The organism is Pedobacter roseus (genome assembly GCF_014395225.1).
Classification (GTDB): Bacteria; Bacteroidota; Bacteroidia; order Sphingobacteriales; family Sphingobacteriaceae; genus Pedobacter; species Pedobacter roseus.
This window is the reverse complement of the sequence record NZ_CP060723.1, coordinates 3,655,416-3,671,075: the sequence shown is the minus strand read 5'-3', so window position 1 is coordinate 3,671,075 and position 15,660 is coordinate 3,655,416. Positions and strand designations below refer to the sequence as shown.

Here is a 15,660-nt window from a genome sequence, read left to right as displayed (position 1 = left end):
TTTGGAATAAACAGCCTCTGTAATAATTAAAGACTATAAAATCTTATAAACCTATCATGTTAAATATCAAAAAATATAGTATTCTAGCCCTTTCCCTGATTAGCCTTTCAGCCGCTGCCCAAAAAACAAAACCCTTGTTTGATGGTAAAACACTAACGGGATGGAAAGCCGTTGCAGGTGCAGCACCATACAAAGTTGAAGATGGAATGATTGTGGGCACTATGACCAAAGGCACGCCAAATTCGTTCCTGATTACCGAAAAAGAATATGGCGATTTCATTTTGGAACTGGATGTGAAACTCGAAGGTGAAACCACCAATTCTGGCATCCAGACCCGTAGCCACATCAAACCTGAAGGCAATAATGGCAAAGGTTTGGTTTTTGGAAGACAAGTTGAAATAGACCCTACGCCAAGAGCCTGGACGGGCGGAATTTACGACGAAGCCAGAAGATTGTGGTTATATCCTTTAGAGCTTAATCCAGCAGCAAAACCCTTGTACAAAAAGAATGAGTTTAACCATTACAAAATAGAATGCATCGGCAACGAACTTAAAACCTGGGTAAACGGAACACCGGTTGCTTATGTGATCGATACGCTCGATAAATCGGGTTTTATCGGTTTACAGGTGCACGGCATAGGCAATAACCTCGATAACGATGGCAAAAAGGTTTATTTCAAAAACATCAATATCCAAACTGAAGGTTTAAAGGCTAAAGCTTTTCCAAAAGGCATTTATACCGTTAATTTAACGCCCAATACTTTATCTGCTTACGAAAAATCGGAAGGTTATAAACTCTTGTTCGATGGTAAAAGTAATGCAGGCTGGATCGGTGCTTATAAAACGGCTTTCCCTGCAAAAGGATGGAAAATTGCCGATGGCGTAATCAGTGTAGAGCCATCGGGTGGTGCAGAATCGACCAATGGTGGCGATATTGTAACTAAGGAGGAATACGCAGCTTTCGATCTGTCTTTCGAATTTAAACTGACACCTGGCGCCAACAGCGGAGTGAAATATTTTGTTACGCTGAGCGAAAAAAATACAGGTTCGGCCATTGGCTTGGAATACCAGGTTTTGGATGACGAATTACATCCTGATGCCAAACTGGGCAGAGATGGTAACCGCACCCTGGCTTCCTTATACGATTTAATGACCGCTAAAAAAGAAGCACGTTACCTGCGCCCAATCGGCAGCTGGAACAATGGCCGTTTAGTGGTTTATCCTAATAACAAGGTAGAACACTATTTAAATGGGGTTAAAGTTTTAGAATATACCCGCGGCTCTGAAGAGTTTAAAAAACTCGTTGCCATTAGTAAATATAAAGATTGGAAAAACTTTGGAGAGGCTCCAAAAGGACATATCCTGCTACAGGATCATGGTAATAAAGTGGATTTCAGGACCATTAAAATCAAAACTTTATAAGTTTTTGATTTGAAATGAGCGTTGATTCAACATGGAGGCCTACAGTCCCGCTTTCGCTTATAGCCTTGTTCGTGCCTCTCAGCGGGCTATTTAGCTCAATCGGGTTTATAATTAGCGTTTGTGCTGTGAAACTAACCCATTTAGCACTGAAAGAAGTTGACTAGCCCCGACATACGCGAAAATACTTTTTGTTGCATTTCCGCTCAAATGGCTGATAACGGTAACAAAAAGATTGCAGCATTGGCGGGACTACCATTTAATAGCAGTATTATCCTGGCGCTCCAAATCATAATCTTAAAGAAATAAAATATTAACATATCATGCATCGTCGATCTTTTGTTAAAACATCAGCCCTAATAGGTTCTGGTTTATTTTTGGGCAATCAGAGTTTTGCAAATTTAGTAGCTGATGAAATCATCAATGTTGCCATGATTGGTTGTGGCGACCGGGGCAAAGGTGTCCTATCGGTAATTAAATCCATGCCGGCCAAATATAAGATCAAAGCTTATTGCGATTTGCTCGATTTTAGGCTTAAAGAGGCCGAAAAGTATGTTCCAGCCGATGCAAAAGCCATTAAAGATTACCGTAAGGTTTTGGACGATAAAACAATCAGCGCGGTTTTTATTGCCACGCCTTTAAGCGAACATTTCAAAATTGCCAAAGATGCTGTGCTGGCAGGAAAACATGTGTACGTAGAAAAAACCATGACCTACAATATTGCACAGGCACTCGAACTTAAAAAGCTGGTTAAAAAATACCCCAATCAGGTTTTTCAGGTAGGATATCAATACCGATATTCGCCGCTTTATTTTAAAGTGAAAGACATGATCCAAAGCGGTTATTTAGGTAAAGTTTCGCAGATCGATTGTCGTTGGGACCGCAATGGGAATTGGCGCAGGGCTGTTCCGGATCCGGCTTTGGAACGAAAAATTAACTGGCGGATGTATAAGGAATATTCAGGTGGATTAGCGGCTGAACTGCTCTCACATCAGATCGATTTTATCAACTGGGCTTTCGAAACGCAACCCAATGAAATAATGGGATCAGGCGGAATAGATGTTTTTAAGGATGGCCGCGAAACTTATGATAACATACAGGCCATTTTGCGGTATAACGAAAAAGGTATGATCGGCAATTTCGGGGCCACTTGTGGCAATGCGCACGATGGTTACCTGTTTAAAATAAAGGGTACTAAAGGTTCGGTTTCTTTGCTCACCAACACAGGCTTATTTTATCCTGAAGAAAGTACCAGAAAAGAGCTTGGCATTGTTGATGGGGTAACCGGGGCAACAAAAATCGTAGTCAATAAAGACGGCGGAATCCCGATTTTGGATAAGCCCACCATTGATGGTACAAACTATGCGCTGGACGAATTTTATAAATCGATAACTACTAAAAAAGAACCTGCATCAAATATCAATACCGGAACACAGGCCGCTATTTGTGTGGCCATGTGTAATGAGGCCATTTATAGCGGTAATAAACAGGTTTGGAAGCCGGAGTATAGTTTATAGTATTTATCATTCTGAGAGGTGATTTATTGTTAAAAAAATCACTATAAATGACATTGGAATTTTAAGAAGGTGAATGGTCTCGAAGTATCGTCATTCCCAACCCGATAGCTATCGGGTCGATTGGGAACCACGGAGTGCCCATGAATACCTTTGAAACAAGTGAAACTTATGAATAATCGTAATGCAAGCGCTTTAAGATTCCCGCATGCGCGGGAATGACGACCGTTCTTTGCAATCATGCTATTAAATAAAGATCATTCGTGCCTCAGGATGACAAATACTGCTCACAACCCCAAATATTCAGGCATTTCTTCTACAAAATTAAAACGGCCTTTCTCCAGATCCATTTTGGCATAAACATGCTGCAAACCATTGGTTAGCACAATCCATTTGGCCTGGTGGATAGAATTGTACCTCGAAGCCTGATCGAATACCGATGGCGTAATTTTAACCTTAGGGGCTTTACATTCAATCAACATCAGCTTTTCGCCCGCAGTATTGTAAACCAAAATATCGCTTCGTTTTTGTAACTGGTTTAACACCAAACCACCTTCAATCTGGATCAACGTCCTCGGGAATTTCTTTTCTGCAATCAGGTTCTGTATAAAATGCTGACGCACCCATTCTTCTGGCGTAAGCACCAGGTGTTTCTTTCTAAGTTCATCGAAAATAAAAACCACACCATCCTTTTTACTGATTTTAAACGGATAAGGCGGAAGGTTAAGCGGGGTAGGGGTAAACATTTTCAGTTTTCAGTTGGCAGTTTTCAGTTGGCAATTAGCAATCTGCAATTTGCAGTTAACAGTGCAACAATAAAACAATTTATCAATTATTGCAGCTTCAAAGTTAGCTAATTTTAAGAAATGCAAGGAAATCTCCTATTTAATATCTCACATCTCAAATCTATCATCTCCTATCTCTTAATTTATAAACATTTACTCAAATCCTTAAACCTAAATCGTAATTTTACGGGCAATGACTGCTGCCGAAATTATTAAAGACATCAAAGCCCGAAAGTTTAAGCCTGTATACTTATTGCATGGTGAAGAATCTTATTACATCGATCAGGTGACTGATTATATCGAGGATAAGCTGCTGAACGATGCCGAAAAAGGTTTCAATCAAACGGTTTTATATGGGAAAGATACCGATATGGCTACGGTTTTGGGGGCTGCAAAGCGTTATCCGATGATGTCAGATTATCAGGTGGTGATTGTTAAAGAAGCACAGGATTTAAAATGGGGCAAAGAAGACAGTTCGAAAGAAGGCGAATTTGTACTCAATTACTTCGAAAAACCGTTAACAAGTACCATTTTAGTATTGGCTTATAAATATGCCAATTTCGATAAACGTAAAAAAATCTACAAGGCTATCAATAAAAGCGGACTGATTTTTCAGTCGGATCCTGTGCGCGATTATAAACTGGTACCCTGGATCGAAGAATTTATCAAAGAAAAAGGCTACAAGATCGATCAGCAGGCCTCGGCCTTAATGGCCGAATATTTGGGTACCGATCTGTCCAAAATTGCCAACGAGATCGAGAAGTTGATGCTGAATGTTCCGAAAGAAATGACGATTAGTACCGATCACGTTCAGAAAAATATCGGCATCAGTAAAGAATACAATGTTTTCGAACTGCAAAAAGCCCTGGCTATCCGCGATGTGCTGAAATGTAATAAAATCATTAATTACTTTGCCAGCAACCCAAAAGCGAACCCAACGGTGATGGTTTTGGCCAATTTAGGCGGTTATTTCACCAAGCTTTTAAAATATCATTACATCCCCAATAAAGCCGATGCCGCATCTGCATTGGGTGTTCCGCCCTTTTTCATCAAAGACTACGAAGTGGCGGCACGCAATTACAATACCGGCAAAGTTTTTCAGGTTATTGGTTTACTTCGCGAATACGACTTAAAAAGCAAAGGTTTGGATAGTACCGGGAACGTAGATGATGGAGAGTTGTTAAAAGAGCTTGTTTTCAAGATTGTGCACTAATCTTTTATTAGCAGAATAGTATTCTATATTACCTGTCAAACGTTTGCGCTAATTTTCAGGATTTTAGTCTCGCCAATTATCATTATTTTAGAAGTTGATCCCCCTTACGGGTGCTAACCATTTCTAAACACAAATGAAAACTAAAATCTTTTTACTGTTGATGCTTCAGTGCATGAGTAGCTTTATTTACGCTCAATCGCTCAAACCTTATAACCTTTCCTTTCCCAAACTGGCCAATAAATGGGATGAGGCCATGCCTTTGGGCAATGGCATGCTGGGCGTTTTAATCTGGGAAAAGAACAATAAACTGCGTCTTTCTTTAGACCGTGCCGACCTCTGGGATGAACGGAAGGCCTTTGATATTTCGAAGCTAAATTTTAAATGGGTAGAAGAACAGGTGCATCAAAATAATTATGCTGCCGTTCAAAAAATAGGCGACGAACCTTATGATACCAGTCCGTACCCAACCAAACTGCCCGCTGCAGCAATGGAATTTGATATTTCAAAGCTGGGTAAAGTCAAATCAAACGAACTGGATATAGAAACAGCCCTAAACACCGTAAAATTCGAAAACGGAACCACTTTTAACTGTTATATCCATGCTACCGGGGTACAGGGTTATTTTAGTTTCGGGAACCTTAAATCAGCCGCCATTATACCTGATTTAATCGTTCACAATTATAACAATGGCCAGATAGAAAAAGGCGATAACAGCCATGCCGGAAGTGGTTTGCAAAAACTGGGTTATGCAAAAGGAACGGTTACCAATACAAACAATAGCATCCGCTACCACCAACCTACTTACGAGGGACATTATTACGAGGTATTGGTGCAATGGAAAAAAATGCCGAATGGTAATGTAATTGGCTCCTGGACCATCAGCAATGATAAAACGGCAACATTGGCTGCAATTTCTGCTACTGCCAAAGAACCTACAGGCTGGGTTGCCCATACCAAATGGTGGAAAGATTTTTGGGGTAAATCAAACATTACTGTTCCAGATCCACTCATTCAGAAACAATATTATTTAGAAATGTACAAACTGGGCTGCGTGGCGAGAAAAGGTGCACCCGCAATTACTTTACAAGCCGTTTGGACAGCCGATAACGGCAGTTTGCCACCCTGGAAAGGAGATTTTCACAACGATTTAAATACCCAATTGAGTTATTGGCCAACTTATACCGCCAATCATTTGGCAGAAGGCGCAACTTTTACCGATTGGTTATGGAAAATCAGGGAACGGAACCTGGCTTACACTAAGCAGTATTTTGCTGTGGAGGGTTTAAATGTTCCCGGGGTAATTACCTTAAACGGCGACCCAATGGGTGGGTGGATTCAGTATGCGCTTTCGCCAACTGTGAGCGCATGGACCTCGCAGCATTTTTACTGGCAATGGAAATATAGCATGGACGATGCTTTCCTTAAAACCAGGGCCTATCCCTATATCCACGAAGCTGCAACTTACCTGGAGAATATTACAAGGTTAAAAGATGGAAAACGCATGTTGCCACTGAGCTCTAGTCCGGAGTATAACGACAACAGCATTAAAGCCTGGTTTTTAAACTGGACCAATTTCGATCTTTCATTGGCGAAGTTCCTGTTTAAAGCAGCATCCGAAGTAAGTAAAGCAAATGGCAAAATAGATGAAAGTAAACACTGGACGGAAATACTTAGTCAGTTGCCCGAATATGAAATAAATGAAACAGGTTTCACCGTCGCGCCAGGATCAAATTTAACCAGTTCGCACCGGCACATGTCGCAATATATGGCCATTTATCCGCTCGATCTCTTAGATGTTAACCAGGAAAAGGATAAAATCATTATCGATAATTCTCTAAAACGTTTAGAAGAAATTGGTACCCGTGCCTGGTGTGGTTATTCGTTTAGCTGGATGGCTTCCTTATATGCCCGCGCTTACCAGGCCGATAAGGCTGTAAAACAACTTGAAATTTTTGCATCCAATTTCTGTTCGCCAAACAGTTTTCATTTAAACGGCGATCAAAAAGGAGGACAATACTCCGGTTTTACCTACCGCCCTTTTACCTTAGAAGGTAATTTTGCCTTTGCACAGGGTGTTCAGGAACTTTTATTGCAAAGCAGAGGCAATTATATTCAGGTTTTTCCGGCAGTACCACAAAGCTGGCAAAACGTTACTTTTAATAACTTACGTACTGAAGGTGCTTTCCTGGTTAGTGGTATCAAAGAAAATGGCGTTCCAACCCAGGTGAAAATTTATGCAGAAAAAGCAGGTCTGTTAAGGATTAAACTGCCTTTTAAAACCTATGTGGTTAAAAATCTTCCTGCCGGACTTGTAAAAATGGACAATGATGGAATTATGGAAGTCAACCTGAAAAAGCAGCAAACTGTAACTTTCGAAAATGGTTATGAATAATACATTTTTAGGAAATAAAAATAATGGCTCAGGAATTATTCCTGTGCCATTATTAATTAACTGAAATCACAAACCTTAATAAAAAAGCAGAGGGGGTAAATCATCCCGGAAGCCCCCTCTTATGGTCATCTTTAATATCACAGTTAGATAATAACTATTGAGTAGGATCAATATTCCTATTTCCCTGGCTCGAGGTGTTTAGTTACCTGCGTATATTAAATTATATGATTACACGAAAATAAATTACAATAAGCTGTGCTGAAACAGACAATAGGTGAAAAGGTATAAATACTCCATGAATGATTGCTTAACTTCCATGAATCAAATTTGCTTCCGTAACGATTTACCTTAATCTCTTAAAGATTATGTCGGGTGAAATTTAGCCAGATCTACTATTTTTTCTGGCCAGATATGATGATAAAAGGTTTACTGATTTCCTTCCCGTTTTGATCCATAATTGTCTCTGTCATTTTCTTTACTTCAATATTCACAAATCCCGATTGTTTGAAAAGCGTTTTTACTTCATCAATCTCATAAAATGTAAAATCGAACTGTGTCCATGGCAGGTGGCCACCAAAGTTTTTTTCAACAAAGACAAGGTTCATTTGTCCATCTGGTTTTAACACCCGGTAGCTCTCAGTTAAGTATTTTAGCGGATCAGGCCAGAAATAAATGGTGTTCGCTGTAAAACAACAATCGAAGGAATTATCCCCGAAATCTAGTCCATGGTCAGTTGTTTTAATTAGTTCTACTGCATTGCCAGCAGGTTCATGTGTAGAAAAGGTTTCTTTTATTGCAGTTTCGGTAAGATAGGTGCCCGAATAAGTAATGGTTTCAGCTTTTTGAAACAGATAGGAGAGGTGTTCGGTATTCGTCAGGCCGATTTCCAATACTTTTGCCTCTTTTTTTAAGGGTAAATGTTGTAAGAGTTTAAAAATAAGGGTGTTTTTAGGTGGGAGAACGTCAAATTTTTGATCTAGCGTTAATGTATTCAGGTCTTCTTGTTTCTCCATGGTGTAGTAGTTAATCTTTTGCGGTGCATTTCGCAATTCGGGCAAAATTGAAAAATAGCAGCTTTACACTTTTACATCAAAAGGATTTTCTTTTGCAAAAAAACGAATTGTGGATAACCCCATTACATTAGTTCGGCTTTTTTTGTGATCATTGCCTTTATGGGAATCAATGTTGGTAAGAATTACGGGGCCTGGAAAAGGGTAGGGGGCAGCTTTGATGATCTTCCTGTTCAGGGAGGGTTGCTTACCGAAAGGAAGGAGAAATACAGCTTTTCTTTTAGCGATGCCGAATTGGTGCAGATCAACATCCCTGGTATTTACATTGTGTACGGCGACATCCTGTTTAAACAACATCAGATGTATTTTAGCCCTACCAATGATGTACCCGATATGATCAAACTGCGTTTTACGCTTTCCGGCAATGGCACCATTTATAACCGGGTAAATAAGCAGCAGTATATCTTTAATTCCAACCAGCAGAATATTATTTATATGCCTGAGCTTGATGGTACCGGCGAATATGATACCGGTCACAGCTATCGCTTTTTTGAGGTCCATTTTGCTAAAGAAAAGTTTTTGCAGCTCGCAGAACATTCTACCAAAGCATTACAGGTTCTGGCCGATGATGCGGATGCTGGCCGTTATACGCAACTGGCGGAGCACAACCTTCCCGTTTCATGGGCCATGCAACACTGCATCCGCGATATTCTCGATTGTGATTATCCCGAAGGCCTGAAACGTATGTTTATCGAATCGAAATGTATTGAACTGCTTGTGCTCCAGGCCGAAGCCTTTGAACGGGACATCAGCCAAAAACAGCCTTTGGCTTTACATTCTGCTTACGACAGGGACTGTATTTATCATGCAAGGGATTACCTTATTGCCAATATTCACCAGCCACCATCCGTTGCCGAACTGGCTAAATTATGCGGCATTAACGAATTTAAACTTAAACAGGGTTTTAAGGGATTGTTTGATAACAGCATATTCGGTTATTTAAGCGATTACAGACTTAACCATGCGAAAGAGTTGCTACTCGAAGGCCTGTCCATAAAATCGGTGGCCTTTATGCTCGGTTATTCCTCTGTGCAGCACTTCAGCAATGCTTTTAGAAAGAAATTTGCGGTAACACCGGGTAAGTTGAAGGGGTAAGATGGGAATTCATTAGTGCGCTAAAGTGTGATTCTTCTTCCGCTCTATGCCGCGGGGGCATGGTACTTTGGAGCGCCAAAGTACCCAAAGCGCTTCGTCAATCCGGCAATGAGCCTTTTGCACAATCCCATGCGCATCAAAAAAACAGCGGCACTTCGTTTTGTGTTCAATATTTTTTAAAATTAAATCATCGTTATGAACACAAAACCACTGCGTTTCAGGTTTGTTAGTGCCAATTTACCTGGACTGCACCTGTTTTTTTGATTTCCCTGGCCCTTGGGGATTGACGGGCGTGCTTCGGTGGGGGCTGTGTTATTTCAAAGCAAGCTAGTATAATGCCTAAATTTTCCTTAAAAGAGAATTTTCCACAAGGTAGGATTAATATAAGGATTGGGATTGACGAGCGTACTTCGGTAAGGGTTGTGTTATTTCAAAGCAAGCTGGCATAACGCTCCAAGCAATTTTTACAATATGTTTCCGAACAATAGATTAACTAACGCCCACAAAAAATAATTACTAATTTTAGGTGATATCTGATCAAAAATCCCCACATACTATATAAAGCATAGTAATCATGACAGCAACATCCATCAAAGAGAAGCCCAGCCAACGCGAAGCCCTTTTTATGAAACTCTATAAAGAAGCTTTTCCTTTGGTGGCAAGGCACATCAGCAAGATGGGCGGATCATTTGAGGAGGCGAAAGATATTTTTCAGGATGCACTGGTGGTGTATTATGAAAAAGTGCAGGCTTCGGGACTGAAGCTGAAGTACCAGGAGAAAGCCTATTTATTTGGGATCGCCAAATATTTATGGATCAAACGTTATCAGGAAAACGACAGGCAGGTTACCCTTGGTTCCTTTGGCTTTGTTTTTAACGAAGAGATCGATTTGGCAGATACCGGATACGAGGAAGTTTCTTCAGGGAAACTGATGCATTTACTGGAACAGGCCGGACAGAAATGCATGCAATTGCTCAGTGCTTTTTATTATGAAAAATTAGATATGGAGACACTGGCCGGGCGTTTTGGCTTTTCGGGGGCACGCTCTGCAACGGCCCAGAAATTTAAATGCCTCGAAAAAGTGAAAGAAACCGTTAAAGCAAAATCCTTAAAATATGAAGACATCGTTGAATGAGCTCCGTTTAATTGAGCATTATTTGCTGTCGGATGCTAAGGATGGAGAAAGTTTCCTGTTCGAAGCCAAAATGATCCTGCAGCCCGAACTGAAGCAACAAGTGTACTGGCAAAATAAAACCTACCATACGGTGCGTGATTATGGCCGGAAACAGCTGAAAAACGAAATCAATAACATCCACGAAACGCTGTTTAATACCGCTGAGCATCAAAGCTTCAGGCAACAGGTTATGCGTTTATTCCGCAAATAAACAATTAAGATAATATATAAATCATGCGCCATTATCGGGGCAGGGGCATCGCTATGCCCTAAATTTAAAATTAATACGATGGATATTAACAAAGAATTCCGCCTTTATGCGGTAAAACACCAGGGCTTAAACAGCCTGTATGTAGATCAGTATATGGGCAGAACTGCTGCTTATACCCTGCCTGTTGCCATGACGCCTTACATTACGGAAGAACGCCAGCTGAATGTGGCACAAATGGATGTTTTCTCGCGGCTGATGATGGACAGGATCATTTTTTTAGGCGAAGCCGTTGATGAACGGAATGCCAATGTAATACAGGCACAATTGCTTTTTTTGCAGTCTGTTGATACACAAAAAGACATTCAATTGTATATCAACTCGCCCGGTGGATCGGTTTATGCAGGTTTCGGCATTTACGATACCATGCAGTTTATCGCGCCTGATGTGGCCACAATCTGTACAGGCATTGCGCTTTCTATGGGCTCGGTATTGTTGTGTGCCGGTGCTGCGGGTAAACGTTCGGCTTTGCAGCACTCGCGGGTTATGATTCATCAAACCTCCAGTGGCGCAGAAGGAACCGCCATTGATATGGATATCAGGATCAGAGAGGTTATAAAAGTACAATCAGATTTGTACCATATTTTGGCGAAACATAGCGGACAAAGTTATGAACGGATCAATGAAATTGCCAGTCGCGATTACTGGATGAGTGCCATCGAAGCAAAAGAATTTGGAATGATAGATGAGGTGCTGACGCGTGAGGGTTAGGGGTTATTGATTAAATATGAGTTTTAAATAGATCTGGCGCAAGTCCGGCCCTGTTAGAAGCTAGGGGCGGACTTGTATTTTGAAATAAATATGCTAAAGTACGAATCATATCGCTCTTGGTCTAAACGCTAAGACTTGTGATTATATTGGGTTATTCTAAATCCTCTAATTTATAATCACATTCTGTTTGCAAATCTAAATCGTAAAGTCTTTTAAGTATTGCTTTGTCTTTGCCACCATATCTAATGCCTGAAATACATGACACTTGCATTGCATTAATTGCGCGGTCTAATTCGTCAGTGGTTGTAGGTTGTTTCTTAAAATAGCAGTGTCCATATTCAATTTTAGAATGTTCCATTAAGTCTGGTGCTTCTGCCTCAGGTGCACCACAGGCAATACAAACCTGGTTCTCTACATAAAAATCTCCCATCGAATTTTCAGGATACCTTTCTGGTAACGGTATATCATTCTCTTTTGTCTTTTTTGAAAAGATCTTTTTCAGGAATTCCATTTAATATTATGATTTTGTCACTACCAAAACTTCCACCAAGGCTTATTGTCGTCAATCGTCTCTTGCTTCTGTTGTTTAAATTGTACAAGTTCCTTTTTCATTTCGTCATTATATGCAAGTTGTTTAACGGTATAGGTAAGTTTATTTTTTCCTTCCAAATCGATCCCAAATTTGCCTGCCAGCTCTAAAATGTCGTCAGAAAAAATATTCTCGTTAATGTTCAAACCATTTTCTTGTTCTAAGGGAAAGCCTGAATTATCAGTTACCTCTCCATCAGAAACAAAAAATTGTCTTTTGATGTTGTCGTTATATACAGTAAAGCCAAATGAGTTTGAAGTAGTTTGAATCAGGAATGTTAAAATGTCGGTATCTAAAACTTTTGAAAGCCGTATTAAAGCTTCATCATCAACCGTATCCACCATTTCAGGGTCGTTAATTATTGTCCAGCCATTGTCTGACCAAATTCCTCTAATTGCCGTTTCCTTATTTGCAAGCTCAAAATAATTATCAAATAAATAATCGTTGAATTCCTGCCAGTCGTTAAACTGTTTGTCTCGATTGGTGTCAACGTATTTAAAAATTTCAAAGATTTCGTTTGCTTTGTCGAAGAAGTTACCTTTAATTGCGATGAAACTGTTTGTCATGTTTGTTATTCTTAGCTATTCCGATCGCGCACGCGTGCCGCGTGTGAAAATATTCCCTTATGCTTTGTACAAATATAACCCTTAGCATTTAAAATTCCAGCACTAATATTTGACTATTTAAGCTTATACCACTGCAGAAGAGGTCGATTTGGCCGCATCCACACTCAAAAGCCTGGCATCGGGGCCGGGTACAAAACGGCATTTCCTGTAGCGCACTTTGAAGCAAAGGAAATTATATAAAGCTATAATCCCTATAGGTTTTATATATTTGCATGCCCAAAGTTTTATTTGGCATTTACCACGTAGCTTTATTGATTTGCTTTTGAAAATTAAATGATAAGATTAAATAATATAACCAAAACATTTGTACTTCGCGATAGAACAATAACCGCGCTTTCAGGTGTTTCGATAAATGTGCCCAAAGGTAAAATATTTGGGGTAATAGGGGCATCGGGAGCAGGAAAAAGTACCCTTATCAGGTGTGCAAACCTGCTCGAGCAGCCAACATCGGGTGAAGTGTATATCGATGGCAAAAACCTGATGCAACTCTCAGGCGCTGAGCTGGCCAGAGAACGCAGGCAGATCGGAATGATATTCCAGCACTTCAATCTGCTTTCTTCCAGAACAGTTTATCAGAATGTAGCCTTTCCACTCGAACTGGAAGGTGCTTCCAAAACAAAGATCCGGGAACGGGTTTCTGAACTATTGAACTTTGTTGGCCTGGCGGATAAACATGCAGATTATCCGGTAAGTCTTTCGGGTGGACAAAAACAGCGTGTTGCCATTGCGCGCACCCTTGCTGCCAGCCCAAAGGTATTGCTTTGTGATGAGGCCACCAGTGCACTTGATCCGGAGACCACCACTTCCATTTTGAAACTTTTAAAAGATACCAACGAGAAATTTGGCATTACCATATTGCTCATTACACACGAAATGCAGGTGGTAAAAGCAATCTGCGATGAAGTAGCCATCATTAGCGGAGGCAAACTGGTAGAACAGGGTGCGGTGAGCGAGATATTTTCACATCCCAAAAGCGAACTGGCTAAAAAATTCATTTCATCTTCCATTAAGGTAACATTGCCTAGGGAATATGAAGAACGCATTAAATTAAATACTGCCGGATCAGGTAACCCGATTATCAGGCTCACTTTCAATGGCGATTCTGCCGATAGTGCGGTATTATCAGAGGTTGCAGGACTTTTTGGCGTAAACAACAATATCATTACTGCCCAGATTGAACATGCAGCCGGGATAAAATTCGGGACCATCCTGGTAGAAGCGCAGGGAAATGCAGAAAACCACTCCAGGGCAATCAACTATTATAAAACTTTAAATATCGGTGCGGAGGTGCTGGGTTATGTCTGAATCTATGATTAGGCTCTTATTGAGCGGCACGTTAGAAACCATTGTAATGACTTTTGTTTCGGGTTTCTTTGGCTTTGTTTTGGGCCTGCCAACCGGTATACTGCTTTTTATTACACGAAAAGGGCAGATTTTGGAGCATCCGTTATTAAATCGTGTATTAGCCATTCTGGTGAACATTTTCCGGTCTATTCCATTTATTATTTTAATTGTCTGGATGATTCCTTTTACCAGGGCTTTGGTTGGTACTTCAATCGGTGTAAAGGCAGCACTTGTTCCGCTAAGCATAGGTGCAGCACCTTTTATTGCCAGGATGATTGAGAACAGCCTGCTGGAAATTCCTTATGGACTTATCGAAGCGGCCAGGGCATTAGGGGCAAGGCCCATGCAGATCATCAGAAAAGTTCTGCTGCCCGAAGCTTTACCGGCAATTATCAACAGTGCATCAATTACCCTCATTACCCTTGTTGGCTATTCGGCAATGGGCGGTGCTGTTGGTGCGGGCGGACTTGGGCAGATCGGTTACCAGTATGGTTATATCGGCTACGATGTTTTGGTGATGAATACCGTTTTGGTATTGCTCGTGATCATCGTTTTCCTTATCCAGTTTGGAGGCGATCGCCTCTCAAAATATTTTGACCACAGAAAATAAAAAATAAAATCCTATAAAATGAATATCACTTTCAAAAAACGTTTTAATTCAGCGTTAATATTATCCATAACCCTTCTTGCGGCTTGCAGTGGCGGGGCTAAAAAAAATGATCCCAACCACATTATTGTCGGCGTAGAATCCGGTCCCGAATATACCATTGCACAGGTTGCCCAAAAGGTAGCCAAAGAAAAATACAATCTTGATGTGGAGCTGGTACAGTTTAACGATTATGTAATGCCTAACGAGGCGCTTCATCAAGGCGATATTGATGCCAATGCTTATCAGAATAAACCTTACCTGGATGTACAGGCAAAGCAGCGTGGTTACAAATTTGCCATCGTTGGCAATACCTTTGTTTATCCTATTGCAGGTTACTCCCGGAAAATTAAAAGCCTTAAAGAGCTTAAAGATGAAAGTACCATCATTATTCCAAACGACCCCACCAATAGCGGCCGTTCGTTATTGTTGCTTCAAACAGCCGGACTGATTAAACTTAAAGCAGGTGTAGGCCTTTTACCAACGCTTAATGATGTAACCGAAAACCCTAAGAAACTGAAAATCCTTGAGCTTGAAGCACCACAGTTACCAAGATCGCTGGATGATGCCAATGTAACTATTGCGGTAATCAACAATACTTTTGCGGCACCTATTGGTTTGGTTTCTACCCGTGACGGCCTTTTTATAGAAGACAGTAAATCACCCTATGTAAACGCCATTGTTGCCCGCGAAGATAATAAGGATGACGATAAGGTTAAACGTTTTGTAAAAGCATATCAATCACCCGAAGTGGAAGAAGCAGCAAAGGTTGCTTTTAAAGGAGGAGCGATAAAAGGCTGGTAGGAAATACCGGA

15 protein-coding genes are annotated in these 15,660 nt (G+C 40.7%); 11 read left to right on the top strand and 4 right to left on the bottom strand.

Annotated features, from left to right (window positions below):
- The first annotated feature begins 56 nt into the window (after positions 1-56).
- Together H9L23_RS15160 and H9L23_RS15155 are read left to right on the top strand one after the other, a co-directional pair.
- On the top strand, positions 57-1,421 hold the full coding sequence (locus H9L23_RS15160) for a 3-keto-disaccharide hydrolase (RefSeq protein ID WP_187591205.1): 1,365 nt from the start codon (positions 57-59) through the stop codon (positions 1,419-1,421).
- A gap of 320 nt (positions 1,422-1,741) precedes the next feature.
- Positions 1,742-2,935, top strand: a complete 1,194-nt coding sequence (locus H9L23_RS15155; RefSeq protein ID WP_187591204.1) for a Gfo/Idh/MocA family protein — start codon at positions 1,742-1,744, stop codon at positions 2,933-2,935.
- A 284-nt stretch (positions 2,936-3,219) separates the two neighbouring features.
- Here the strand turns inward: H9L23_RS15155 and H9L23_RS15150 are convergent, their stop codons facing one another.
- Positions 3,220-3,678, bottom strand: a complete 459-nt coding sequence (locus H9L23_RS15150; protein ID WP_187591203.1) for a type I restriction enzyme HsdR N-terminal domain-containing protein — start codon at positions 3,676-3,678, stop codon at positions 3,220-3,222.
- Between the two features lie 232 nt (positions 3,679-3,910).
- On the opposite strand from H9L23_RS15150, the gene holA reads away from it, so the two are divergent.
- A complete protein-coding gene (gene holA, locus H9L23_RS15145; RefSeq protein WP_187591202.1) occupies positions 3,911-4,930 on the top strand; it encodes a DNA polymerase III subunit delta in 1,020 nt (339 codons plus the stop codon).
- Between the two features lie 133 nt (positions 4,931-5,063).
- Positions 5,064-7,322, top strand: a complete 2,259-nt coding sequence (locus H9L23_RS15140) for a glycosyl hydrolase family 95 catalytic domain-containing protein (protein WP_187591201.1) — start codon at positions 5,064-5,066, stop codon at positions 7,320-7,322.
- Positions 7,323-7,714: 392 nt separating this feature from the next.
- On the opposite strand, the gene H9L23_RS15135 is transcribed toward H9L23_RS15140, so the two are convergent.
- On the bottom strand, positions 7,715-8,335 hold the full coding sequence (locus tag H9L23_RS15135) for a class I SAM-dependent methyltransferase (RefSeq protein WP_187591200.1): 621 nt from the start codon (positions 8,333-8,335) through the stop codon (positions 7,715-7,717).
- 159 nt (positions 8,336-8,494) lie between these two features.
- Between H9L23_RS15135 and H9L23_RS15130 the strand changes: the two genes are divergently transcribed.
- From H9L23_RS15130 to H9L23_RS15115, 4 genes are all read left to right on the top strand, one after another.
- The gene (locus tag H9L23_RS15130; RefSeq protein ID WP_187591199.1) at positions 8,495-9,487 is read left to right on the top strand and encodes a helix-turn-helix domain-containing protein; all 993 of its coding nucleotides are present in this window, start codon (positions 8,495-8,497) and stop codon (positions 9,485-9,487) included.
- A 574-nt stretch (positions 9,488-10,061) separates the two neighbouring features.
- Positions 10,062-10,622, top strand: a complete 561-nt coding sequence (locus H9L23_RS15125) for an RNA polymerase sigma factor (RefSeq protein WP_187591198.1) — start codon at positions 10,062-10,064, stop codon at positions 10,620-10,622.
- On the top strand, positions 10,603-10,872 hold the full coding sequence (locus tag H9L23_RS15120) for a hypothetical protein (RefSeq protein ID WP_187591197.1): 270 nt from the start codon (positions 10,603-10,605) through the stop codon (positions 10,870-10,872). The genes H9L23_RS15125 and H9L23_RS15120 overlap by 20 nt, the downstream gene beginning before the upstream one ends.
- Before the next feature lie 78 nt (positions 10,873-10,950).
- A complete protein-coding gene (locus tag H9L23_RS15115) occupies positions 10,951-11,640 on the top strand; it encodes an ATP-dependent Clp protease proteolytic subunit (protein ID WP_187591196.1) in 690 nt (229 codons plus the stop codon).
- Positions 11,641-11,791: 151 nt separating this feature from the next.
- Here the strand turns inward: H9L23_RS15115 and H9L23_RS15110 are convergent, their stop codons facing one another.
- Both H9L23_RS15110 and H9L23_RS15105 read right to left on the bottom strand, forming a co-directional pair.
- Positions 11,792-12,151 carry a ferredoxin gene (locus H9L23_RS15110; protein ID WP_025143736.1) on the bottom strand — a complete coding sequence of 120 codons (360 nt, stop codon included), beginning with the start codon at positions 12,149-12,151 and terminating at the stop codon, positions 11,792-11,794.
- Between the two features lie 20 nt (positions 12,152-12,171).
- On the bottom strand, positions 12,172-12,795 hold the full coding sequence (locus H9L23_RS15105; RefSeq protein ID WP_187591195.1) for a hypothetical protein: 624 nt from the start codon (positions 12,793-12,795) through the stop codon (positions 12,172-12,174).
- A 333-nt stretch (positions 12,796-13,128) separates the two neighbouring features.
- On the opposite strand from H9L23_RS15105, the gene metN reads away from it, so the two are divergent.
- Genes metN through metQ form a run of 3 tightly spaced genes read left to right on the top strand, consistent with a single transcriptional unit; the run spans position 13,129 to position 15,649 of the window.
- Positions 13,129-14,160, top strand: a complete 1,032-nt coding sequence (metN, locus tag H9L23_RS15100) for a methionine ABC transporter ATP-binding protein MetN (protein ID WP_187591194.1) — start codon at positions 13,129-13,131, stop codon at positions 14,158-14,160.
- 4 nt (positions 14,161-14,164) lie between these two features.
- Complete coding sequence (gene metI / locus H9L23_RS15095; RefSeq protein WP_394355221.1) at positions 14,165-14,809, top strand: methionine ABC transporter permease MetI; 645 nt, start codon at positions 14,165-14,167, stop codon at positions 14,807-14,809.
- Positions 14,810-14,827: 18 nt separating this feature from the next.
- Complete coding sequence (metQ, locus tag H9L23_RS15090) at positions 14,828-15,649, top strand: methionine ABC transporter substrate-binding lipoprotein MetQ (protein WP_187591192.1); 822 nt, start codon at positions 14,828-14,830, stop codon at positions 15,647-15,649.
- The last annotated feature ends 11 nt before the right edge of the window (positions 15,650-15,660 follow it).